The organism is Acidiferrobacteraceae bacterium (genome assembly GCA_037388825.1).
In the GTDB taxonomy this organism is placed as follows: domain Bacteria; phylum Pseudomonadota; class Gammaproteobacteria; order Acidiferrobacterales; family JAJDNE01; genus JARRJV01.
The window spans coordinates 49,472-70,218 of the sequence record JARRJV010000014.1 but is presented as its reverse complement, the minus strand read 5'-3'; the positions used below and the strand labels follow the sequence as shown (position 1 = coordinate 70,218).

The window sequence follows — 20,747 nt, the reverse complement described above, 5'->3', positions numbered from 1 at the left end:
GCCGAGGGCGAGGTCAAACGCGCCAAGTCCCACGGGCCGATGATGATCGTTCGCAAGTTCACCTTCGAGGGCGGCGTGATCGCGGTCCGGATCATTCCCCTGAACAAGAAGCGGACCTACAAATTCAAGCTGCAGCCGTTCGAGGTGACCGATCTCGGCGCCCCCGACGGGGCCACCAGCAACGAGATCAACCGCCAGATTATGGCGCGCATCAACAAGGAGGCGCAGGACGCGCTGCGCAGCGCGATCTTTGGCGGGAATCGTGTCACTGCGGACGGGAAGGCGAAGAAAAAATCGCGCAAGGAACGCAGGAAGGAAAGAAGGGAGCAGCGTAGGCTGTTGAAACAAATGCAGGAGGAGCAGGGCGCCACGAACTGACCCCGGTGTCAGTCGGTCCGCATCGCCCGCAGAAACAGGAACAGGAACCCACTGCTGACAAGCGTCAGCACCACGAAGAACCCGGTCAGGGACACATCCTCGCTAACGCCCTTGATCTTCAGTGCCAGCACCATGGCGGCGATCGCCAGGGTCAGCAGGATGAGGAACACCAGGAACACCGGGGCGAGGACGTATCCCAGTGCATGCCGCCGCAACAGCAGTATGGCGGTGGCGGCCAGCCCGGGTAGCACGATGGACAGGTCCAGCACGTGTACCGGATTCACCAGCAGATCATTGTCACGCACCGACGCCGGCACCGAGTCGGAGAGTACCGCCGGCAACACGTCCTTGAGCCATAGCCCGTAAAACAGCACCGCGATGACGAGGAAGTACACCGCCGTGACCCGCAACGGGGCGCGGTCGGAGAACCACTCGCTCACCGGCATGCGGCCGAGCTCGTACACGGCGAGCGCAAAGGCATAAAACGAACTGCCGAGGACCAGGCAGTAGACCAGGAACAGGCGGTTGAAATGAACTCCGAGAGCGTACAGGACGTAGGAGTACAGCAGGTACAACACTGTCCCCCCGTAGACGAACCAGGCAAGCCGGCTACCGCGCAGTACGAAGAATAGGGAGATCAGCAGCAGTGGGGCAGTGAAGAACAGGTCCAAGGCATCCTGGCCTATGCCCTGGGTGCCCAGGGACGCGGAATCGCGGGCATAAATGCCGGGCACGAACACACCGTAATAAGAAGCCACCGCCAGGGAGGCGGTCAGCACCAGGGTCAAGACGGTCAGGATTCGCGCGTGGCGCTTGCTCATGGGTCCCTCCGGGGAGCTTTACCTGATTCTTTGTAGCGAATGTGGTCGTGCGCCGATTTGATCCCGGTCAGATCGTCCGGCCGTGGGCGGGCCGGGCGACCATGGGGAAATTGCGTTATATTGATCCAGTACAAGGATGAGCGGGGCGGACAAGAACTATATTAACCGTCCCTGAAACGCGCCCGGTCCCGGCCAAGGAAAGAACCATGAAAAAAGCCCTTCTCGCCGCTTTCGTACTCATCGTCCTCATCATCGGTGGTGTCGTCTGGTACGTCCTCGGCAATCTCGATTCCATCGTCAAGGCCGCCATCGAGAAGTACGGCTCCCAGGTGACCCAGACCGCCGTGCGCGTGAACCGGGTGCACATCGTCCTGAAGGAAGGCTCGGGCGGGATCTACGGTCTGACCGTCGCCAACCCGGGCGGATATGACGCCAAGACCGCCTTGTCCCTGGGAGAGACCAGCATCAAGCTCGACCTCAAGTCCCTGAGCAAGGAGCTCATCGTCATCGACAACGTCACCGTGCGCGATCCCAAGGTCAACTACGAGATGAATGCCGACCGCAAGGGCAGCCTCAACCAGCTATACGACAACATCAAGAAGAGCATGCCCGCCGGGGGCGGGGAAGGCGCCGCCGCCGGTCCCAAGCTCATCATCCGCAAGCTCACCTTCGAGGGCGGGGAGATCAACGCCAGGCTGGTCCCGGTGGACAAGAAGAAGACCTACACGGTCAAGCTGCCGCCGCTGTACATGAGTAACCTCGGCGCACCCAACGGCGCCACCGGCGGTGAGATCGCCAAGGAGATCCTCGCCCGCGTGACCAAGCAGGCCCAGGACGAGGTCACACGCCAGGTCGTGGACAAGCAGCTCAAGGGCGCGATCGAGCAGCAGAAGAAGAAGCTCGAGGGCCAGGCGCAGGAACAGATCGAGTCACAGAAGAAGAAGGCGGAAGAGCAGCTGAAGGATATCTTAAAGCATTAGGTCGCTTCGAATATCGGGGAAACTGGTCTCCGGCCACATTCTTTTCCCTGGTGAGCGGCTAGGTAGCGCAGATGGATTCAGATGCCTGGTTTCTTCTCGCGGCGGACCTGCTTCTGGTAACGCATGTCCTGTTCGTAGCGTTCGTCGTTTTCGGATTGGCCCTGATTCTTCTGGGCAAACTGCGTCGCTGGAGTTGGGTGCGCAATCCCTGGTTTCGGATCGCCCATCTGTGTGCGATCGGGATTGTGGTGCTCCAGGCATGGCTAGGAGTCATCTGTCCGCTCACGATCTGGGAAATGGCACTACGCGAGCGCGCCGGTGGCGCGGTCTATTCCGGTTCCTTCATTGCCCACTGGCTGGACGCGATCCTTTACTATAACGCTCCTCCCTGGGTGTTTGGCGTCGTTTACACCCTGTTCGGTGCAATGGTCATTGCCAGCTGGTTCTGGGTCCGGCCACGAGCATTTGGCAACAGAAGAAGTTCGTCGGGGTGATCTTGCCAGAGATCAAGGCATTCCCTCCCAAAGCAAGCTAATTTTCTCTGGAACAAATCGGGCGATCGTATGAAATACGCTGCTCGCGGCTTGCGCTGGTTCGTCGGCGTCCTTTTTGCCTTACTGGCCTTATCCATGGCACTGACCGGGAACTGGCTGCAGGCAGTTCCCCTGGTGTTGCTCCTTTTTCTTTTGCTGCCGTCCGACGCGCGATTCCGCCAGGTGACGGGGAGGTCTCCGCCCTGGTGGGCGCGGACGATCGCCATCGTCCTGCTGCTTCTGGATTTTGTCTGGCTGGGTTCCCTGACCAAATATACCTCCGCCATTTACAAGTCCCCGGAAGTCAAGGCGCGGTTCATGCAGATGTATGCCGAGAGGATGAAGACCTGGCCGGTCCCCTATGAAGACGTATTCGTCGAAACGGAATATGGAAAGGTCCATGTCATTGTCAGCGGACGAAAACAGGCGCCGCCGCTGGTGTTGTTGCATGTGTCCGGCGTGGCCAGTTGGTCGTGGCAATACAACATCAAGGAACTGGATCGCCACTATCGTACCTATGCCATCGACACCCTCGGCGACGCTGGACGGAGCGAGCTCAAGAGCCGCGGCCACTACCCGGCGGACGGCAAGGCCCAGGCAAGTCTGTATTCAGAAATCTTCGACAAGCTGGGAATACAGAGTGCCTATATCGTCGGTGGCTCCGAAGGTGGGTTCATTGCAACCAATATCACACTCTACGCACCAAAGCGCGTGAAGAAGCTGGTGCTGCTCGGGCCCATGGGATTCGGCGGCACCACCGAGTCCGTGCTGCGGATCATGTTGATACAGTTCTTTCCACTCAAGTCAATCCAGGAAAGCACGGTGCGCTGGGCATTTGGCGACAATCCCGGGCCACGGCAGGTAGCAGGTGAGTGGTTTCGTCTGATGATGACGGGAACCTTCCCGCGCAAGGCCAGGCCCATAGCCTTTACGCCAGAGCGATTGGAGAAGATCAGGGTGCCGGTGCTACTGGTCCTGGGAAAGCGGGACAATCTCGTCGGCGATGCCGAAAACACCCGGCGGCTGGCGCACAATATTCCCGACGTCCAGATCAAGGTGCTCGAAACCGGGCATTTCATCAGTGTCGAGCAACCCGGGGAAGTCGACCGGCTCATCGTCAAGTTTCTTGGGACGTGACACGGTTTGTGGTCCGGATTGTCTTCAAGACAGAGGAAAAATGGACATACCGAAACCTGGCGCGATTCCGTGTCAGCCGATTGAGCGCTACTCCTACCGGCCGACCCCAGGCCATATCGCACCCAACGCCAGTCCAGATATATAAAGCCAGCCAAAAAGGCGGTTGTGAACCAGCGAAGCGCGGTGATACCAAAGAGGCCAGCCGACGTAGCCTTCGGGCGGCGCATCCGGCCGGGGACTTGCCAGCGTGGACAGGGCGCGAATTGCACGAGGGAGGGCGAGGATAACCAGCGCGGCAAAGGGCGTGAGGCGGCCGAGGGCGATCAGCACGGCAATCACCGCGTACATCAGCACGATCAGGGACAGATTCAGCCTGCGGGCAATGGTTTCGCCCAGCACAACGGGGAGGGTGTGGATCCCGGCCGTGAGATCGAACTCCCGTTGATCGATGTGTTTGCCCACCAGAATGGACATGGACCCGAGGCCGTAGGGAATGGAGGCATAGAATGCATTGGCGGAAACGTGGCCCGTTAATACGGCGTAGCCGCCACCCACCATTAGCGGTCCCCAGACCAGGAACACCGCGACCTCGCCGAGGCCGATCTTCTTCAGCGGCACGGGTGCGGCATCGTAGGCGAACAGCAGCAGGACCCCGGCGCCGATGAATGCCGCCGCCAGCCAACCGCGCTCGTAGACGAAGAAGCCGGCGATGGACAGGCCGATCAGCGCCAGCACCGCCAATCCGGCGAGCAAGGTGCGCGGTTCCAGTACTCCGCTCGCTATTGGGTGCACGGTATAACGCAGGCGCGGAGAATCCGGGGTGTCGTGCCCACGGGTGTAGTCGAAGTAGTCGTTGCTCAGATTGCTGATCATGTGCGCCACCACCAGGCCGAGCAGTACCAACAGGAAGTACGGTCCGTGAAACTCCCGGTCGGCGGCGGCCAGCAGGCCGGCGATGATGGCCGCCTGGGCCGAGATGACGAGGATCACGCTGCGGGCCGCGTACAGGAAGCGGGATACCGGGTCCAGCTCCCGCACCTCGTCCACCGCCGGGCGATAGAAGCCGAGGAAGGCACCGGACCAGCGGGCGACTTTGGATTGGGGAATTTGGGTATCGCTGGGCATTCGTGGCGTGGCTGCGCAGGATTCTCGTTGCCCCTAGTTCACACGATTTTCCATGCGAATGCGAGTCCTGGCCTCGATTTGCGCCACGGCGTTAGCGGCGGATAATAGTCGGTGCGACGCGAACCCGACTTGGGTCGTTCGGTCGCAAGTGGGGAGGCTAAATGACTAACAAAATTTCCCGGCGAAGCAGGCTTTTTGTGCCAGCGATCTTCGCCGTATTGCTGAATTCGTGTGGCGCGCTGGATAAGCCCAATCCCCCGCCCGACATGACCGGGACCTGGACCGGAACCTTCGCCGGCAACTCGGGGACCACGATCGATATTTCAGCCAATGTCACATCCCAGAGTGGCGTCGATTTCTCGGGAACATGGTCCTCGCCTAGCATCAGTGGATCCCTGACCGGAAGACTGTCCCAACACTATCTGATTAATACCTACGATTACTACTCGGCATTGATCCAGTTCGACAGCAGCACGATTGTCGAATGCTGCTATGTTCTGACCGGTTGCCAGATGATGGGAAACCAGGAAGTTCAGATCGACGGAAACGTGAATGGCGATACGATTCCCGGAGACACAGTCGTCTACATCGCCGGCTGCTACAATTCCGAATACGGAACGCTCACGCTTACCCGAACCACATGACGAGGAGACAGGAGCTGCAATGTGTTACTCGGCGATGGTCGAACAAAACTTCAAGTCTTTCGAAAGGTGGAAGAAGGCCCGCATCGATTCGGGCCTGTTCGAAGGCCTGTTCCGGCGCCGGGTCGAGGACGATTCCATCAAGATCGCCCGCGCCCTGGAGGCGAACTACGCCGACCCGAAGACCGCCCAAGACAAGCGTATCACCCAATATATAAAGGAATACCACGCCCGCAAGACCGCCGAGTGGCAGGCCGACCTGTTCAAGCAGAAGAAGCGCCTGGCCGATGCCGAGCGCAGCCTGAAGACGAAGGAAACAAAGAAGGCGCTGGAAGACCAGCGTATCGCCAGCAACAAGATCGAGCGCTACGTGGCGCGCCTGGCCGATGCCGAGCGCAAACAGCTCAAGCCCGAAGATTCGCGCATTTTTCCCTTCTGGTACGTGCCGGTGATGGTCATGGAGGACGGCGAGTATGTCATCAAGCCCATGCGCTACCACTGCCGTATGAATGGCAAGCCCGCTTCGTACGACAAGCGCTATCCGGGCCTGTACAACGCCCGGCGCGACAACCTCGATGGCTACTGGAAGGGCGTATTTGGCACGCACCATGCCATCGCGCTTGTTTCGAGCTTTTTCGAAAACGTGGCCCTGCATGACTTCGAGCATCGCGAATTGCGCAAGGGCGAGAAGGAACAAAATCTGGTGTTGCACTTCAATCCGCGCACGGCGGAGCCCATGCTACTGGCCTGTGTCTGGGACCGGTGGCAAAAAGCGGGAGAGGATGACCTGTACTCCTTCGCCATTGTCACCGACGACCCGCCGCCCGAAGTAGCGGCGACCGGGCACAATCGCTGCCCCATCCCCCTGAAGGCAGCCAATGTCGATGCCTGGCTCACGCCCGAAGGGCGGGACAAGGATGAGTTGCAGGCCCTGCTCGACGACCACGAGCGGCCCTACTACGAACACGAGCGGGCCGCCTGAGTAGGCCTTCGCGCCTAGTCCAGCTTCAGCACGGGGAATTTCGCAAGGTCCTGCCGGGTCCAGAAACTCATGCCTGCGTCGTTGCCGATGCTTTCCAGGGCGATGATTACATCGGGTTGGTCGAAGGTCACGGTCGCGGTCTCGCCCCGGGCCTCCAGTTCCTGCATGACAAAATGGTCGAGGAACTGTTCCTCGTCGACGCTTCTCATACGGCCCTTGAACCCGCGCCGGTGCATGCGCACATGAAACTTCTTGCCGGCCAGCCGCGGGATCCATCCCCTGATTTCCTGCTTGGCCTTGAACTCGAACTCATCCGGGCTCTGGAACGAGAACTTCTTCTCTACCGGCATGAGCCGGCTGATGGCCGTGGCAAATTCGGTCCCACTGGAGATCTCGCTCTGGGCCTTCTCCAGAAAGGCGAACGGGTCGACGGTCCGGAGCAGCAGCACGTTGTAGAAATTGCTCTTGGCGATGTCGCCCCACGGCGCGAGCAGGTGCCCGGCCTGTTTGTAGCCATGCTCGCTTACGGTGACGATGACATTCCAGTCGCGCAAAACCGGGGCCTCACTGGGAATCCGCCTGACGGTCGATGAATATACCGGTTTCAGCACCGAAGACAAAAATCAGGCCGGAAGTCGACAGTCGCTGTTGATTGAAGTCAATGGTTCTCTTACCTGCCTGTTCTATAAGCTGATGGGAGCGGTCGCCGCCTCGTGGTGTCCGGCCGCATGTGCGACACGGCGTGACATCTGACGGCAGGGGACTATGAGCACGACGGCGAAGGACGAAGGCTATCGCAGCGCCGACCAGATGGCGGTCCGCCAGCGCGAGATCTCGGTCTCGGAGTTCTTCCTCAAGAACCGCCACCTGCTCGGTTTCGATTCCGGCACCAAGGCCCTGGTGACGGCGGTGAAGGAAGCGGTGGACAATGCCATCGACGCCTGCGAGGAGGCGGGCATCCTGCCGGATATCCGTGTCGAGGTGTTCGACGAGGAAGACGGGGTCTACCGTGTCGTTGTCGAGGACAACGGGCCGGGCATCATAGAAAAGCAGATCGCGCGCATCTTCGGCAAGCTCCTGTACGGCTCCAGGTTCCACAAGCTCAGCCAGTCCCGTGGGCAACAGGGCATGGGTATCGCCGCCGCCGGCATGTACGCCCAGCTCACCACCGGCAAACCGCTGCACATCATCAGCCGGGTGCGCCACGAAAAGCTCGCCACCGAGATGTTGGTCTCCATCGACACCGCGAAGAACCGCCCGGAGATTCACAAGAAGGCGCACACGAAATGGGACCGGCCCCATGGCACGCGAGTGGAGGCGGAGATGGAAGGCCACTACCAGAAGGGCCTGCACTCCATCGACATGTACCTGAAGCAGACCGCCATTGCCAACCCGCATGTGCGCATCGATTTCACTGATCCGCGTGGCGAGCACGTGAACTACAAGCGCAGCTCCAAGACCCTGCCGCCGTGGCCACAGGAAATCAAACCCCATCCCCATGGCGTCGAGCTCGGCCGCCTGATCCAGATGCTCGGCAGCACGCGCAATCGCACCCTGATCAAGTTTCTCGAAGACGAGTTCTCTCGCGTCGGCCGCAAGACCGCGCAGGAGATCGTGCGCCGCGCAGCGCGCAATCTAACCGAGCGTTCCTATCCGCGGCACATCGCCCACGCCCAGGCGAGCGCCCTGTACCGCGCCATCCAGAAGGTACCGGTGTCGGCGCCGCGCACCGATTGCCTGGTGCCCATCGGCGAGGCGCTCATGGAAGAGGGCCTGCGCAAGGAGATCGACGCCGACTTCTTCGCCGCGGTCACGCGACCGCCGGCGGTGTACCGCGGCAACCCGTTCCAGGTCGAGGTGGCCCTTGCCTACGGCGCCCCCGGCGGCGGCCTTGAAGTGGACGAGGGCGGGCGCATTCGCAAGTCCGCCGGGGGCCGGAAGGCAGCAGGCGAGGGGATCGTACTGCGGGCGGACGAACCGGCCTTCCTGCTGCGCTTCGCCAACCGCGTGCCGCTCTTGTACGAGCAGGGGGCGTGCGCCGTGACCAAGGCGGTGATCCAGACCAACTGGCGCGCCTACGGCCTGCAGCAACCCAAGCGCGGACTGCCGGTGGCGCCGTTGGCGATCATGGTGCACCTGGCCTCGGTGTGGGTGCCATTCACCTCCGAGGCCAAGGAGGCGATCGCGAACTACCCCGAGATCGTCAAGGAACTGAAGCTGGGGCTGCAGGCCTGCGGGCGCAAGCTGGCCGGGCACCTGCACCGCTCGCAACGGCTGAAGCGGGAGTACGACAAGCGCACGCAGATCGAGCAGTATTTGCCCCACATCGGCATCGCGCTGCAGGAGATCCTGGACCTGAGTGACAGCGAGCGCGATGCCGCGGTGGAGCAGCTCGATGACGTGCTGAACCAAAAGAGGAAAATGCGATGACCGACGACACGAGAGACCAAAACCGGGCGACGACTGCGGAACGGGACGCGCGCGCCATCGCGGTGATCGACGCCGTGGCCGAGGCGGTGCGCGACAGCATTGCCCGAGGCGAGCTGCCCCACATCGAGCTGCCGGTGCGGGGGCTGGAGAACGTGAGTTACGACAAGGACAAGGGGTATCTGGAGCTCGGCGATGCCATCAAATCGCGCACCCTCACGGTGAACACTGTGCGTACCTTCGCCCAGACCCTGCGGCTGATGGCGGCTTCGCGCGAGTTGGTACAGGATAACGATTTCGCTACCAAGCGTGAGGCCTACTACATCAGCAAGAACTGGGGCGATGCCCGTTTCGACGAGCAAACGGAGTCGGACTCCATCATGGACGACATCGAAGCCCTGGCCTCTCTGCACGGGCTATCGCGCGAACAGCTGCGCTTCTATCCCGAGTCCCATGGCGGTTCCGTAGCGGGCAATCTCGTTGTGATCGATACGGATCCCGTGAGCGGCGAGCGGCTGGAGGTGAACTGCGCCAATCTTGGGAGCGGGGCCTATAGCATTCCGCGCTCTGTAGAGCGGCTGGACTTCCGCACCGATGCCGATTTCATCCTTGCCATCGAGACCGGCGGCATGTTCCAGCGCCTGAACAATCATCGCTTCTGGAAGAATGCCAACTGCATTCTGGTGGAGATGGGTGGTGTGCCGACGCGGGCAACGCGGCGATTCATTCGCAGGCTGTCCGACGACCGCAGTCTCCCGGTGTACTGCTTCGTCGACTGTGATCCGTACGGCTTCGCCAACATCTATCGCACGCTGAAGGTGGGGTCCGGCAACGCCGCCCACATCAACCGCTTCTTCTGCGTTCCACGGGCGCACTATCTCGGCGTGACCCCGGAGGACATAAACGAGTTTGGTCTGCAGGACGCTACCCACCCCTTGAGCAAGACCGACATCAAGCGGGCGCAGGACGCGGTCAGAAATGACCCCTTTTTCGCCAGCACGCCGGCGTGGATCGCCACCATCGAACAGCTGCTGAAAATGGGCGTACGCGCCGAGCAACAGGCCCTCGCCAAGTGGGGACTCAACTACGTGATTGAGGAGTACCTGCCGCGCAAGCTCGCGCACCCGGAGAATTTCTTGCCCTGAGTGTCTGTGGAACCATTATCGCCATCCGGCGATGGGAGGTGGTGTCTATGGCAAACCTTCAATTCAACCGGGCAATCGTCGTTCTTGCCCTCGGCCTTCTCGGCTGGGCGCTATGCGGCACTGTCATGTTCGTGGGCATGGCCGTGACCTCCGTCGAGACCACCCTCATCGCCCACGCCGTCGGTGCGCCGCTGATATTCGTGCTGATTTCCTGGTTCTATTTTTCCAGGCTGCACTACACCGATCCCTTGGCCACGGCCATTGCCTTCCTTGCCATCGTGGTGTTTATGGATGTATTTTTCGTTGCCATGGTGATCAATCGCAGTTTCGAGATGTTCGCCAATCCCCTGGGAACCTGGATCCCGTTTGCGCTGATCTTTCTCGCCACCTACATCACGGGTACGCGGATTCGGGCCGGGCGGCGTCCCGATGTTGTTGACTAGCCAATAGGAGAACCCGGCACCATGTCTCTATCAACCGTGGAATACGCCAAGGCGCGGGATACCATTGGCAAGATGCTGGATGAGTTGCGGCTCGAGGCCTACCTGTTCGAGGTCGAACCGGCAGAAGACCAGGTGAAGATCAAGGTGGAATGCGCGCTGGACGGAGAGTGGGAGGCGGTGGAACTCAAGTTCGACACCGGTCTCGTCCTGCGTGCCATTGACGATCCGGAGGCATACCGATCCGTCCGGGAACGGTTGCGCACGGCCGTGGCTGCCTGCCTGCCGAAAGGGGGCTAGATCTCGCCGCTTCCCCTTGGCTTCAAGCGGCCTCCGCACCGTTGCTGGAACGCTTGGCGTGATTCAGCCGCCTGGCCCCGACTTGTGGTCGGGCCATGGGATAGGCATATTGGCCCCGGGAGGAACAAAATAATGAGAAAGATACTGCTTGTCGCGGTTGCAGGGGCCTTGCTGGTGGCCTGTACCAAGAAAGAGCCCACCGTGGAGCCAGCGAAACCGCGCGTACCGTTCGAATCGGCGATCCAGAAACCCGAATGGTTCGACACCGTCAGCGCCCCAACGCTGAACTCGGTCGAGGACGTGGATCACCTTTGGCAGTCGAAGAAGCGCTGCTGCATCGACGAGGACAAATTACAGGCAAACAAGCGCGAGTTCTACAAGGCCTGCTACAACGGCGTCGTCGAGCATCCGGACGATGATGAGCTCGTGGTGAAATGTCTATGGCTGATGGATCCGGGCGCGGGAAGCGACCAGTACTACATACTCAAGCGCTATCTGGTCGAAAATTACGGCGACCACAAGAGCGACACCAGCCACTGCGCCAACTGTGCCCCGGGTGACGTCATCGCCCGTGTCAGTCTGTCGCTCGCGCGACACGAGCGATACGCCGACTCCGTCGACACCGCGATCAATCGTATCGAGGGGCTGCTGAGCCGGCGCAGGCCTGAGATCAGCCTGTGGGTGCAGACGGAGATCTATACCGCTCTCGGACGGATGTATTTGAAGTCGGCGGTGACGGACGAACGGAAGCAGGTCATCGGCGATGCCTATGAGCGGCTGGCAAGCGCCGCGACGGAGCAAAACGGCGTCTCACGCCGCCTCCCGGACCTGGAAAAAGTGAGACGCGAGTTGATGGCAAGATAAGCCCGGGGCGCAATCACGAACCGGCGAATCCGGCGCCCGCCACCGGCCCCTGGTGGCGGGGTGGAAGCATCAGGACGTGATATATCCGCGCCAGCCACCGAAGTCCGAGATATCCCGGGCCTCCTGGATCGCGTAGGCCTCGCACAGGAAGCCGGCCACTTTCGATCCATCGACCAGCTCCACCGTACCAAAGGAGAGCGGTGGCGCGATCTGCGCGAAGAAGTCACCGAAGCGGTTCGTCGGCAGGTCCCACAATTCCACGTCAATAGCGACTCCATCCGTGTCGCGTACCATTCCCGGGCGTTCCGGGTCGAGCCAGTCGAGAAGGTACAGCCGGTATCCGGGTGCCGTTGTGGTTTGTTCGACAAACCGGCCGCCGAGTTGAACCAGCTGCTGGTTCAGGGGCAGGCCGCGCATATGGGCCCCGACCACGCAGATCCGGATCCTGCCGGCCGCTGCCGGCGCGGTCTCGGGTATCGCTGCTGGCAAAGGGGTCCCCAGCGCGCCCACGGTGGTAGTGGTCGCCCGATGAATCCGGTCGCCGATAGCAAGTAGCCGGGTTTCGCTGTAGGCGGGTGCGACCAGAGTCACGCCGAATGGCAGGGAGCCGTTGACGGTCCCGGCCGGAACGGCAACGGCCGCGAGGTCGAGCAGGTTGACGAAGTTCGTATAGTAGCCCAGGTTCCGGCTTGCGCTGGGGGTCGCCGTGTGTGCCTCGTCGATCGTGTAGAGGCGGCTCATGGTTGGGACCAGCAGTGCACTCAGACCGGAAAGCGCATTCTCCGCCTGGCGCTTCAAGGTCTTGAGGCTGTAGTAGGCCCTGAACTGGTCCACGGCCGTATACGCTGGCACGTCCTCCACGGCGGCGCGCACCTTGCTGTCGACCGCATTGGCATATCGTTGCAGTTCATCGCCGAAGGCAATCTGTCGTTCCGCGACCCAGGGGCCTTCGTAGAGCAGGCGTCCAGCTTTCTCAAAGGGTGTGAAGTCAATCTCGTTTAGTTCAAAGCCCTTGGCGACCAGTGTGCGACAGGTCTCATGGAAGGCCTGTTGCGAAGACTCATCGCCGAAGAACTTCAACTGGTCTTCCCGGGGGATCGCAAGAATCACAGGCTTGTCCGACGTATCGTCGACCGCCATGGGTACGGGTCGCCGCGAGAACGGATCCTCCGCATCGAATCCTTCAGTGACCCGCTCCACCACCGCGGCATCGTAACAACTCAGTGAAAGTATCGAAACGCAGTCCAGGCTGCGGCAGGCCGCCACGACGCCGGTCGTACTGAGCCGTCCGCAAGTAGGTTTGAGCCCGACGACGTTGTTGTAACCGGCCGGCACGCGGCCGGAACCGGCGGTATCGGTTCCCAGGGAAAAGCTTGCGTAGCCCTTGGCCACCGCCACCGCCGATCCCGACGAGGAACCACCGGGAATATAGTTCGCGTCGAAGGGGTTCACTGGCGTGCCGTAGGGGGAGCGCGTCCCCACGAGCCCGGTGGCAAACTGGTCCATGTTGGTTTTGCCAACAAAAATGGCGCCGGCGTCGAGCAGGTGGGCCACTACCGGGGCATCGCGTTCCGGTGTGTAGGCGAACGCGTCACAGGCGGCGGTTGTCGGAATACCCGCGACGTCGATGTTGTCCTTCACGGCGAAGGGAGCGCCGAACAGCGACATCTGATCCAGCACCGCCGGATTGGCCTGCAGGAGGGCATCCAGTTCTGCCGCTCGCCGGAGGATCGTGGCATCGTCCGCCAAGGTGATCCATACATGATCGTCGCGCGAGGCGTGGATGCGCGACAGAACCAGTGCCGCTACCTGGGATACGGTGACCGTTCCCGAACGGAATTGCGAATGCAGGGAAGCGAGATCCAGTGCGATGTCTGTTTCCTGGTCTTCCATGATTCCTACCCGTTTTCGAATCGTACCGGTTTCTCCCAGATCGCCAGCACCATGCAGCCTTCCTCGCTCAATACCGAATGGCTGCTGCCTGGGCCGTGGATCAGGAGTGACCCTGCATCGTACTGTCCGGACTCATCGCTTTGGCTGCCCTTCAGCACGAGAATGTGTTCCCAGCCTGTGTGTTCATGTGCCGGAACCGCGGCACCGGGTTCGTATTTCAGGAATGCCGCGCGGGCGCCATGACCCGAATCGTAGATGGGACTGATCTCGATGCCCTCGCGAAACGGCTGCCAGCTGAGCTCGGCCTGCAGTGCATCGGCGTCGAGAAGATTGGAGAGCACAATTGCCGCCTGACTATCCATAGGCCTCGTTCAGTCCCTGTAGCACGGTATCGGTATCGGCGCTCCAGCCAACAATTGCCCCTTGCGCGGTGATCATGTCCAGGGTTGCTGCCTTGAACTCCGGGAAGTAGCTTTCGGTCGCGTCCTCCACCATCAGGCATTCATAGCCGCGGTCGTTGGCTTCGCGCATCGTAGTCTGCACGCACACCTCGGTGGTGACTCCGGCGATCAGCAAGTGGGTGATCCCGTGCTGTTGCAGAATCTCTTGCAGGGGGGTGTTGTAGAAAGCCCCCTTGCCGGGTTTCGCGAGGTCGATCTCGCCGGGCAGCGGGGCTAGTTCCGGGACGATGCCGGCACCGGCCTCTCCGTCAATGAGCAGGCGCCCCATGGGACCTTCATCACCGATGTGGATGGGGCAGTCGCCGCGCAGCCGCTTGGCCGGCGGACAGTCCGACAGATCGGGCTTGTGTGCCTCGCGCGTATGAATGATCAACATGTCCAGTGCGCGGCATCCCTCGAGCAGGCGTTTCACCGTGGGAATGATCCCGGTCAGGCGGGTGACATCGTTCCCCAGGGACGAGCCAAAGCCGCCCGGCTCGACGAAGTCGCGCTGCATGTCGATGACAATCAGCGCCGGTTTTGTGGCTGTCAGCGGATAGGCAAAGGGTTTTGCGGCGATCTCGGTCATCAGTGCGTTCCGGCCATGAACTTGCCGATCTCGATCCGGTCGGCCTGATCGGGTGTGGTTTCGTGGACCAGCTTTCCGGACGACATCACCATCAGGCGATCGCTCATCTCCAGCAGTTCGTCCAGATCCTCGCTGACCATCAGCACCGCGGTGCCTTCATTCCGCGCGGTCATGATACGGCTGTGGATCTCATTGACCGCATTGAAGTCCAGTCCGAAACAGGGGTTGGCAATGACCATAACCTTGACCTGTTCGGACAACTCGCGCGCCAGCGTCGCCCTCTGTACGTTGCCCCCGGACAAGGTGCCAATGGGAGATTCCGGCGATTCGGTCTTGACGCGAAATTCCTGGATCAGTTTCGTTGCGTGCTGACGAATGGCCTTGCGGTTGATGAAAATTCCGTTTACGGCATAGGGCGCTTCACGGAAGACATGGAGGGCGAGGTTGTCGGCTACGCTCATTCCGGCGACGCAGGCATTTCGCAGCGGTTCTTCCGGAAGACAGTGGAACTGGTTCTCCCGAATCGATTTGGTATCGGGCGTGAACGGGTTTCCATCGATCGAGATGCTTCCGTCGAGTTTCTCGCGCTGACCGGCCAGCACCTCCACGAATTCACGCTGCCCGTTTCCGGAAATGCCCGCAATGCCAACGATCTCACCGGCGCGGACGCCAACCGAGAGATCATTGACCGCGATTTCTCCCTTGTCGCCCTCGCAGCGAAGGTGGTCCACGGTCAGCACCGGTTCGCCATCGACCGGGGGCGGCGTCCGGTCGAGTTTCTTTTCGCTCAGGGTGTCGCCCATCATCATTTCCGACATCGTTTTCACGTCGGTATCGGCCACACGAACGGAACCCACAAAGCAGCCTTTGCGCAGAACGGTTACCTCGTCGGCGAACCCGGTTACTTCACGGAACTTGTGGGTGATGATCAATACGGTAAGCCCGCGGGTCTCCACCAGTTCGCGTACCCGTCCGAGCACCTCATCCGCTTCGCTCGGGGTCAGCACCGAGGTCGGCTCGTCGAGGATCAGCAGGCGGCTGTCGAGGAGGAGCTGTTTCATAATCTCGACCTTCTGTTTCTCACCGGCTGCCAAGGTATTGACGTTGGCCTCCAGCGGTACCTGGAACGGCATGGTCGACATTCGTTCATCGAGTTGAGCGATCTCCTTTTTCCAGTTGATCGCCATGGGCAGATTGGGCCGCGCCAGGACCAGGTTCTCGGCAACCGTCATGTTCGGGATGAGGGTGAAGTGCTGATAGACCATTCCGATGCCAAGTTCGTGGGCATCGCGAGGGCTGTCGATTTCCACCTCGCGCTCGTCGAGCATGATCTGGCCTTCGTCCGGGTGGTAGTAGCCCATCATGCACTTCACGAGCGTACTCTTGCCGGCGCCGTTTTCGCCCAGCAGGGCGTGAAAGCTTCCCCGTCGCAGGCGCAAGGTGACATCATCCAGCGCTACGAGATCACCGAAGATCTTGCGGACGTTCAAGGCCTCTATGAGGTAGGCATAGTCCGTGGTCATGCGATGGCCTCCAGGAGGGACTCCGCCTTGGTAACAGCACCGAAGATGCCGCCTTTCTGCTTGACCATTTCAACGGCGGCAAGATGGTTGTTTGCATCGATTGCGCCGCAACAGTCCTCGAGTAAGAGGCAGTCGAATCCACGATCGTTGGCTTCGCGCAGCGTGGCATGTACGCAGACATCGGTGGTGATGCCGGTAAAAACCAGATTCTCGACTCCCCGTGTACGCAGCAACAGCTCCAGGTCGGTTGAAAAGAATGCGCCCTTTCCGGGCTTGTCGATGATGGCCTCACCGTCGGCCGGATAGAGTTCCGGAATAATGTCCCAGCCAGGCTCACCGCGAACCAGGACACGGCCGCAGGGGCCATCATCGCCAATCCCGGCGCCGAAATAGCGGCTGCGCCACAGTTTGCACTCGGGCAGGTCGGAAAGGTCGCCCCGATGACCTTCGCGGGTATGAAAGATGTGGTAACCAAGCTTGCGCAGTGCGTCGAGAACGCGGCGAATCATGTTGATGGGTTTCCGGGTGAGCGAGATATCGACCCCCATGCGATCGATGTAGCCGCCGATGCCACAGAAGTCGGTCTGCATGTCGATCACCATAAGAGCCGTATTATCCGGACGCAGCTCGCCATTGTAGGGCCAGGTATAGGGTTGTGCGTCGACGTAGGTGGCCATGGCTGGTTCGGAATCCTAGTCCAGTGCCTTTAGCACATGAGTCGAGGCGCTGACCGCCCCGAAGACGCCACCCTGCATCTTGATCATGCTGATAGCGGCGAGATGGTTGTCGTGATCCGTCGCCCCGCAGCAATCCTCCAGCATGACGCATTCGAAGCCACGGTCATTGGCCTCACGCATCGTGGTGTGCACGCACACATCGGTAGTAATTCCTGTGAGAATGATGTTCTCGATTCCGCGGGTGCGCAGGATCAATTCCAGGTCGGTGGCGCAGAAGGAGCCCTTGCCGGGTTTGTCGATGATGGGTTCACCATCCTGCGGATAGAGTTCGGGAATGATGTCCCAGCCAGGCTCACCGCGAACCAGGATCTTGCCGCAGGGACCGGGATCACCGATGCCGGCGCCAATGCGTTGGCTGCGCCAGCGCTTGTTGGCGGGCAGGTCAGACAGATCGGTGCGATGCCCTTCGCGGGTGTGAATCACCATCAGTCCTTTGGCGCGGGCGGCCTCAAGCACGTTCTTGATCGGTTCGATCGGCGCTCGCGTCAATGACAGGTCGTAGCCCATCTTGTCCACGTAACCCCCAACACCGCAGAAGTCGGTCTGCATATCGATGATGATCAACGCCGTATTCTCCGGGCGCAGATCTCCGTTGTAGGGCCAGGGGTAGGGATCGGCGACGACAAACTTGCTCATGGTGCTCCTCGGTTACGGATTGCCGGAGAACTGGCCGGGCATACCGGACAGGACCCGTTTGGCTGACGAACTGTAGATCATGATGAGCAGGGTCAGCACGTAGGGGGCGGCATTGAACAGGTAGTAGCCGCGGGTTACCCCTACCGACTGCAGGGCCGGGCCCAGGGCCGCGGCACCGCCGAACAGGAGGGAGGCGAAGAAGCAGTAGATCGGGTTCCAGCGCGCGAAGATCACCAGCGCCACCGCCATCAGACCCTGGCCGCTGGAAAGGCCTTCGCTCCAGGCGCCCGGGTAGTACAGGGACAGGAACGAACCGCCGATTCCGGCAAGAAAACCGCCGGCCATCGTGGAGAGCATGCGCACCCGGTTGATATGAAAGCCGAGGGCGAGTGAGGCATTGGCGCTTTCGCCCACGGTGCGCACCATCAGGCCCCAGCGCGAATACTTGAAAAACGCCCACATCGCCGGTGCCAGCAGTGCGCCGATCACAAACAGGGAGTTGATTCGCAGCGCTTCCTGCACCGCGGGATAGCTGCTCCAGCTCCCCAGGGCGAAAGCCGGCAGGTGCGGTGCCTGCGGGTGAATGAAGGGCTTGCCCAGAAAAAAGGCAAGGCCGGTGCCCAGGATCATCAGGGCAATGCCGACGGCGATGTCGTTCACCCGCGGCATCTGGCACAGGAAGGCATGGAGCCAGCCAAGGAGGGCGCCGGTGATTCCGGCCACCAGTACGCCCACCCAGGCGGAGCCGGTGAAATAGGAGGTGGCGAATCCGCTCATCGCCCCGAGAACCAGCGTCCCTTCGAGACCGAGATTGATACGCCCACTCTTTTCCGTCAGGCACTCGCCCAGGCTGACGAACAAAAACGGCGTGCCCACGCGGGCGGCGCCGCCAAGGACGGCGACGATCACTCCGAACATGCCGAGATTTCCGGGTTCGGTCATGCCGTCCTCCAGCGCGATGGCAATCGCAGGCGGCCGTACAGGGCCTCGCTGCCAAGAATGAAGACGAAGATGATCCCCTGCAGCACGAGCTCGGTCGCGTCCGGCAGATTGTATACACGCTGCACCAGTCCCCCGGCGGCGCGGATCCCGCCGAGCAGGATCGCCACCGGGATGACGGCAATGGGATTGTGCCGCGCTATGAACGCGATCAGGATCCCTTCGTAGCCATAGCCGGCGGCGAGGGAGGTATTGGCCGAGCCCTGTACCGCCGCGATCTCGATGCTGCCGGCGAGACCGGCGGCGCCGCCGCCCAGGAAGCAGGTGGCCAGGACCAGTTGCGCCACCGAAAGGCCGGCAAGCTGCGCGGCACGGCGGTTGCCTCCGGTCACATCCACGGAGAATCCGAATGTGGTAAAGCGCATGACGATCCACAGGCCGACACAAACCACCAGGCTGATGACTAGGCCCCAGTGGATGGACGTATTGCCGATCTCCGATATCTGAAAGGCGGAATCGATGGGATAGGTACTGGGATTGTTGAGCGAGGCCGGGTCACGCAGGGGTCCGACCACGAGAAAATCGAGTACGGCGATGGCGATGTAGTTCAGCAACAACGAGCTGATGGTCTCGTTCACGCCGCGGTAGTATTTCAGGGCGCCCACCATGGCGATCCACAGGCCGCCGCTAACGATGCCGGTCAGCAGCATGGCCCCCAGGCCGATGATTCCAGGAGTGCCGGAAAACCCGAGGCCCACGAGGGCGGACAGCAGGCCGCCGACGACGAAGGCACCTTCGGCACCGATATTGATCAGTCCCATACGCGCCGGCAGGGCGGTACACAGGGCGGTGAGCATCAATGGCGCCGAACCCAGCAGGGTATGTTGCCAAGAGAACCAGGTTCCGAATCCCCCGCGAAACATGGACTGGTAGACGCCGATCGGGTCGGCGCCTACCAGCAGGATGAATATGCCAAAGACGATCAGGGACGCGGCCAGGGCACCGATAGGTAATGCGGCTGACTCTATCCATTCTCGTCGAACATGCATGGCTCTCACCCTTTTTCCAACTCAGCTCTTGGTGGTACCAATGACGCCCTCCACCAGGAAGTTCATGCTTTCCAGCCAGATGTCCTTCTGGTGGTATTCCTTGCCCTTGGGAATGACGGTCTTGCCCGTGTTGTCCTTGATCGGCCCCTTGTAGACCACCATGGTTCCCTTCATGAACTTCTTGTGCACCTTGTTCGCAACCCTCTTTGCCTTGGCGCTGACGGCCGGACCGTAGGGAGAGCTCTTGACGATGCCTTCCTTCAGGCCGCCGCGCACCAGGTTGGGGATCTTCTTCTTGGTGCGGATCATCTCGGCGTAGTCGAGATAGACCTTGCCCCAGTTCCACTCAGCGCCCGTGAGGAAGCCCTTGGGCGCGAGTACAGCCTGGTTGGTGTGATAGCCGCAGCAGTAAACGCCACGTTTTTCCGCGGTCTGTATGATCACCTTCGGGCTGTCGACGTGGCAGGTCAGCACATCGATGCCTTCATCGACCATGGAGTTGGCCGCCTCGGCCTCCTTCACCGGGTTGAACCAGCCACCGGTGAAGACTACGTGGGTCGTGACCTTGGGGTTTACGCTGCGCGCCGCCAGGGTGAAGTTGTTGATATTGCGTAGCACCTGCGGAATGGGAATGGCAGCGATGAAACCAAGCTTATTGGTCTTGGTGGTAAGACCGGCCACGAGACCGGACAAATACACGGGTTCATCGATGTAGCCGAAGTAGCTGCCGACGTTGGTCGGCATCCCTTTTTTCCACAGTCCGCCGCAGTGCAGGAAGGTGACGTTGGGGTATTTCTTCGCTTCCTTGAGGATATGCGGATTGAAATAGCCAAAGGAGGTGGGAAACAGCACCTGCGCGCCATCGAGGTTGATCATGCTTTCCATAACCTTCTCGACCTCCACCGTCTCCGGCACGTTCTCCTGGTCGAAGGCGTTTACCCAGCTCAGCTTGCCGACCTCGGTCTTGCCTTGATAGTGCGACTGGTTGTAGCCGTAGTCGTCACGCGAGCCGACATAGATGAAGCCCATGTTGACCTTGTCCGCTGCCTCGGCCGTGCGCAGACCAAAGCGGTTGAGTACACCGGCGGCCCCCACGGCCGCAATCCCTTTGAGGATGCTGCGGCGCAGGGGGCTTTTCGGTGTAAAACCGGAATTACCATTCATGTTG

The 20,747-nt window shown here is 60.9% G+C and carries 23 protein-coding genes; 11 read left to right on the top strand and 12 right to left on the bottom strand.

What is annotated here, in order from left to right:
- Positions 1–378, top strand: a 378-nt coding sequence (locus P8X48_04070; GenBank protein ID MEJ2106495.1) for a hypothetical protein, incomplete at its 5' end; no start/stop codon positions are given.
- 8 nt (positions 379–386) lie between these two features.
- On the opposite strand, the gene P8X48_04065 is transcribed toward P8X48_04070, so the two are convergent.
- Positions 387–1,199: a hypothetical protein gene (locus P8X48_04065; GenBank protein ID MEJ2106494.1), complete on the bottom strand. Its 813-nt coding sequence runs from the start codon at positions 1,197–1,199 to the stop codon at positions 387–389.
- A 206-nt stretch (positions 1,200–1,405) separates the two neighbouring features.
- On the opposite strand from P8X48_04065, the gene P8X48_04060 reads away from it, so the two are divergent.
- The 3 genes from P8X48_04060 (at position 1,406) to P8X48_04050 (ending at position 3,849) form a co-directional block, all read left to right on the top strand.
- Entirely contained in the window at positions 1,406–2,179 is a 774-nt protein-coding gene (locus P8X48_04060; GenBank protein ID MEJ2106493.1) for a hypothetical protein, read from the top strand.
- 71 nt (positions 2,180–2,250) lie between these two features.
- Positions 2,251–2,673 (top strand): DUF2784 domain-containing protein, encoded by a 423-nt coding sequence (locus tag P8X48_04055; GenBank protein MEJ2106492.1) that lies wholly within the window; start codon positions 2,251–2,253, stop codon positions 2,671–2,673.
- Positions 2,674–2,742: 69 nt separating this feature from the next.
- Complete coding sequence (locus P8X48_04050) at positions 2,743–3,849, top strand: alpha/beta hydrolase (protein MEJ2106491.1); 1,107 nt, start codon at positions 2,743–2,745, stop codon at positions 3,847–3,849.
- 93 nt (positions 3,850–3,942) lie between these two features.
- On the opposite strand, the gene P8X48_04045 is transcribed toward P8X48_04050, so the two are convergent.
- Positions 3,943–4,974, bottom strand: coding sequence for a prenyltransferase (locus P8X48_04045; protein MEJ2106490.1), 1,032 nt, complete (start codon positions 4,972–4,974; stop codon positions 3,943–3,945).
- Positions 4,975–5,135: 161 nt separating this feature from the next.
- Between P8X48_04045 and P8X48_04040 the strand changes: the two genes are divergently transcribed.
- Together P8X48_04040 and P8X48_04035 are read left to right on the top strand one after the other, a co-directional pair.
- Complete coding sequence (locus tag P8X48_04040; GenBank protein MEJ2106489.1) at positions 5,136–5,618, top strand: hypothetical protein; 483 nt, start codon at positions 5,136–5,138, stop codon at positions 5,616–5,618.
- 19 nt (positions 5,619–5,637) lie between these two features.
- Positions 5,638–6,597, top strand: a complete 960-nt coding sequence (locus P8X48_04035) for an SOS response-associated peptidase family protein (GenBank protein ID MEJ2106488.1) — start codon at positions 5,638–5,640, stop codon at positions 6,595–6,597.
- A 14-nt stretch (positions 6,598–6,611) separates the two neighbouring features.
- Here the strand turns inward: P8X48_04035 and P8X48_04030 are convergent, their stop codons facing one another.
- Positions 6,612–7,208, bottom strand: a complete 597-nt coding sequence (locus tag P8X48_04030) for a THUMP domain-containing protein (protein ID MEJ2106487.1) — start codon at positions 7,206–7,208, stop codon at positions 6,612–6,614.
- Between the two features lie 154 nt (positions 7,209–7,362).
- Between P8X48_04030 and P8X48_04025 the strand changes: the two genes are divergently transcribed.
- The 5 genes from P8X48_04025 to P8X48_04005 all read left to right on the top strand — a co-directional run bounded on the left by P8X48_04025 (position 7,363) and on the right by P8X48_04005 (position 11,773).
- Complete coding sequence (locus tag P8X48_04025) at positions 7,363–9,027, top strand: DNA topoisomerase VI subunit B (protein MEJ2106486.1); 1,665 nt, start codon at positions 7,363–7,365, stop codon at positions 9,025–9,027.
- Positions 9,024–10,169: a DNA topoisomerase IV subunit A gene (locus P8X48_04020; GenBank protein MEJ2106485.1), complete on the top strand. Its 1,146-nt coding sequence runs from the start codon at positions 9,024–9,026 to the stop codon at positions 10,167–10,169. Before P8X48_04025 ends, P8X48_04020 begins: the two co-directional genes overlap by 4 nt.
- Positions 10,170–10,216: 47 nt before the next feature.
- Entirely contained in the window at positions 10,217–10,612 is a 396-nt protein-coding gene (locus P8X48_04015; protein ID MEJ2106484.1) for a hypothetical protein, read from the top strand.
- 21 nt (positions 10,613–10,633) lie between these two features.
- Positions 10,634–10,909 carry a hypothetical protein gene (locus P8X48_04010; protein MEJ2106483.1) on the top strand — a complete coding sequence of 92 codons (276 nt, stop codon included), beginning with the start codon at positions 10,634–10,636 and terminating at the stop codon, positions 10,907–10,909.
- A 132-nt stretch (positions 10,910–11,041) separates the two neighbouring features.
- Positions 11,042–11,773, top strand: a complete 732-nt coding sequence (locus P8X48_04005; protein MEJ2106482.1) for a hypothetical protein — start codon at positions 11,042–11,044, stop codon at positions 11,771–11,773.
- Between the two features lie 69 nt (positions 11,774–11,842).
- Here P8X48_04005 and atzF read toward each other — a convergent pair whose 3' ends face one another.
- From atzF to P8X48_03960, 9 genes are read right to left on the bottom strand one after another with little or no spacing between them, the layout of a single operon-like run.
- Positions 11,843–13,666 carry an allophanate hydrolase gene (gene atzF / locus P8X48_04000; GenBank protein MEJ2106481.1) on the bottom strand — a complete coding sequence of 608 codons (1,824 nt, stop codon included), beginning with the start codon at positions 13,664–13,666 and terminating at the stop codon, positions 11,843–11,845.
- A gap of 5 nt (positions 13,667–13,671) precedes the next feature.
- Positions 13,672–14,028, bottom strand: coding sequence for a cupin domain-containing protein (locus tag P8X48_03995; GenBank protein MEJ2106480.1), 357 nt, complete (start codon positions 14,026–14,028; stop codon positions 13,672–13,674).
- The gene (locus P8X48_03990; GenBank protein MEJ2106479.1) at positions 14,021–14,695 is read right to left on the bottom strand and encodes a cysteine hydrolase; all 675 of its coding nucleotides are present in this window, start codon (positions 14,693–14,695) and stop codon (positions 14,021–14,023) included. Before P8X48_03990 ends, P8X48_03995 begins: the two co-directional genes overlap by 8 nt.
- Positions 14,695–16,218 carry an ABC transporter ATP-binding protein gene (locus tag P8X48_03985; protein ID MEJ2106478.1) on the bottom strand — a complete coding sequence of 508 codons (1,524 nt, stop codon included), beginning with the start codon at positions 16,216–16,218 and terminating at the stop codon, positions 14,695–14,697. Before P8X48_03985 ends, P8X48_03990 begins: the two co-directional genes overlap by 1 nt.
- The gene (locus P8X48_03980; protein MEJ2106477.1) at positions 16,215–16,895 is read right to left on the bottom strand and encodes a cysteine hydrolase; all 681 of its coding nucleotides are present in this window, start codon (positions 16,893–16,895) and stop codon (positions 16,215–16,217) included. Before P8X48_03980 ends, P8X48_03985 begins: the two co-directional genes overlap by 4 nt.
- A 15-nt stretch (positions 16,896–16,910) precedes the next feature.
- Complete coding sequence (locus P8X48_03975; protein ID MEJ2106476.1) at positions 16,911–17,591, bottom strand: cysteine hydrolase; 681 nt, start codon at positions 17,589–17,591, stop codon at positions 16,911–16,913.
- A gap of 12 nt (positions 17,592–17,603) precedes the next feature.
- Positions 17,604–18,533 (bottom strand): ABC transporter permease, encoded by a 930-nt coding sequence (locus P8X48_03970; protein ID MEJ2106475.1) that lies wholly within the window; start codon positions 18,531–18,533, stop codon positions 17,604–17,606.
- Positions 18,530–19,579 carry an ABC transporter permease gene (locus tag P8X48_03965; GenBank protein ID MEJ2106474.1) on the bottom strand — a complete coding sequence of 350 codons (1,050 nt, stop codon included), beginning with the start codon at positions 19,577–19,579 and terminating at the stop codon, positions 18,530–18,532. Before P8X48_03965 ends, P8X48_03970 begins: the two co-directional genes overlap by 4 nt.
- Before the next feature lie 21 nt (positions 19,580–19,600).
- On the bottom strand, positions 19,601–20,743 hold the full coding sequence (locus P8X48_03960; GenBank protein ID MEJ2106473.1) for a BMP family ABC transporter substrate-binding protein: 1,143 nt from the start codon (positions 20,741–20,743) through the stop codon (positions 19,601–19,603).
- Positions 20,744–20,747 lie beyond the last annotated feature (4 nt).

Bases quoted from the DNA above. Each gene is read 5' to 3' on its own strand.
- P8X48_04065 (MEJ2106494.1), bottom strand. From the start codon at position 1,199: ATGAGCAAGCGCCACGCGCGAATCCTGACCGTCTTGACCCTGGTGCTG.
- P8X48_04010 (MEJ2106483.1), top strand. From the start codon at position 10,634: ATGTCTCTATCAACCGTGGAATACGCCAAGGCGCGGGATACCATTGGC.
- P8X48_04025 (MEJ2106486.1), top strand. From the start codon at position 7,363: ATGAGCACGACGGCGAAGGACGAAGGCTATCGCAGCGCCGACCAGATG.
- P8X48_04020 (MEJ2106485.1), top strand. From the start codon at position 9,024: ATGACCGACGACACGAGAGACCAAAACCGGGCGACGACTGCGGAACGG.
- P8X48_04045 (MEJ2106490.1), bottom strand. From the start codon at position 4,974: ATGCCCAGCGATACCCAAATTCCCCAATCCAAAGTCGCCCGCTGGTCC.
- P8X48_03980 (MEJ2106477.1), bottom strand. From the start codon at position 16,895: ATGGCCACCTACGTCGACGCACAACCCTATACCTGGCCCTACAATGGC.
- P8X48_04035 (MEJ2106488.1), top strand. From the start codon at position 5,638: ATGTGTTACTCGGCGATGGTCGAACAAAACTTCAAGTCTTTCGAAAGG.
- P8X48_03960 (MEJ2106473.1), bottom strand. From the start codon at position 20,743: ATGAATGGTAATTCCGGTTTTACACCGAAAAGCCCCCTGCGCCGCAGC.
- P8X48_03995 (MEJ2106480.1), bottom strand. From the start codon at position 14,028: ATGGATAGTCAGGCGGCAATTGTGCTCTCCAATCTTCTCGACGCCGAT.
- P8X48_03970 (MEJ2106475.1), bottom strand. From the start codon at position 18,533: ATGACCGAACCCGGAAATCTCGGCATGTTCGGAGTGATCGTCGCCGTC.
- P8X48_04040 (MEJ2106489.1), top strand. From the start codon at position 5,136: ATGACTAACAAAATTTCCCGGCGAAGCAGGCTTTTTGTGCCAGCGATC.
- P8X48_03975 (MEJ2106476.1), bottom strand. From the start codon at position 17,591: ATGAGCAAGTTTGTCGTCGCCGATCCCTACCCCTGGCCCTACAACGGA.
- P8X48_03985 (MEJ2106478.1), bottom strand. From the start codon at position 16,218: ATGACCACGGACTATGCCTACCTCATAGAGGCCTTGAACGTCCGCAAG.
- P8X48_04050 (MEJ2106491.1), top strand. From the start codon at position 2,743: ATGAAATACGCTGCTCGCGGCTTGCGCTGGTTCGTCGGCGTCCTTTTT.
- P8X48_03965 (MEJ2106474.1), bottom strand. From the start codon at position 19,579: ATGCATGTTCGACGAGAATGGATAGAGTCAGCCGCATTACCTATCGGT.
- P8X48_04015 (MEJ2106484.1), top strand. From the start codon at position 10,217: ATGGCAAACCTTCAATTCAACCGGGCAATCGTCGTTCTTGCCCTCGGC.
- P8X48_04060 (MEJ2106493.1), top strand. From the start codon at position 1,406: ATGAAAAAAGCCCTTCTCGCCGCTTTCGTACTCATCGTCCTCATCATC.
- P8X48_03990 (MEJ2106479.1), bottom strand. From the start codon at position 14,695: ATGACCGAGATCGCCGCAAAACCCTTTGCCTATCCGCTGACAGCCACA.
- atzF (MEJ2106481.1), bottom strand. From the start codon at position 13,666: ATGGAAGACCAGGAAACAGACATCGCACTGGATCTCGCTTCCCTGCAT.
- P8X48_04005 (MEJ2106482.1), top strand. From the start codon at position 11,042: ATGAGAAAGATACTGCTTGTCGCGGTTGCAGGGGCCTTGCTGGTGGCC.
- P8X48_04055 (MEJ2106492.1), top strand. From the start codon at position 2,251: ATGGATTCAGATGCCTGGTTTCTTCTCGCGGCGGACCTGCTTCTGGTA.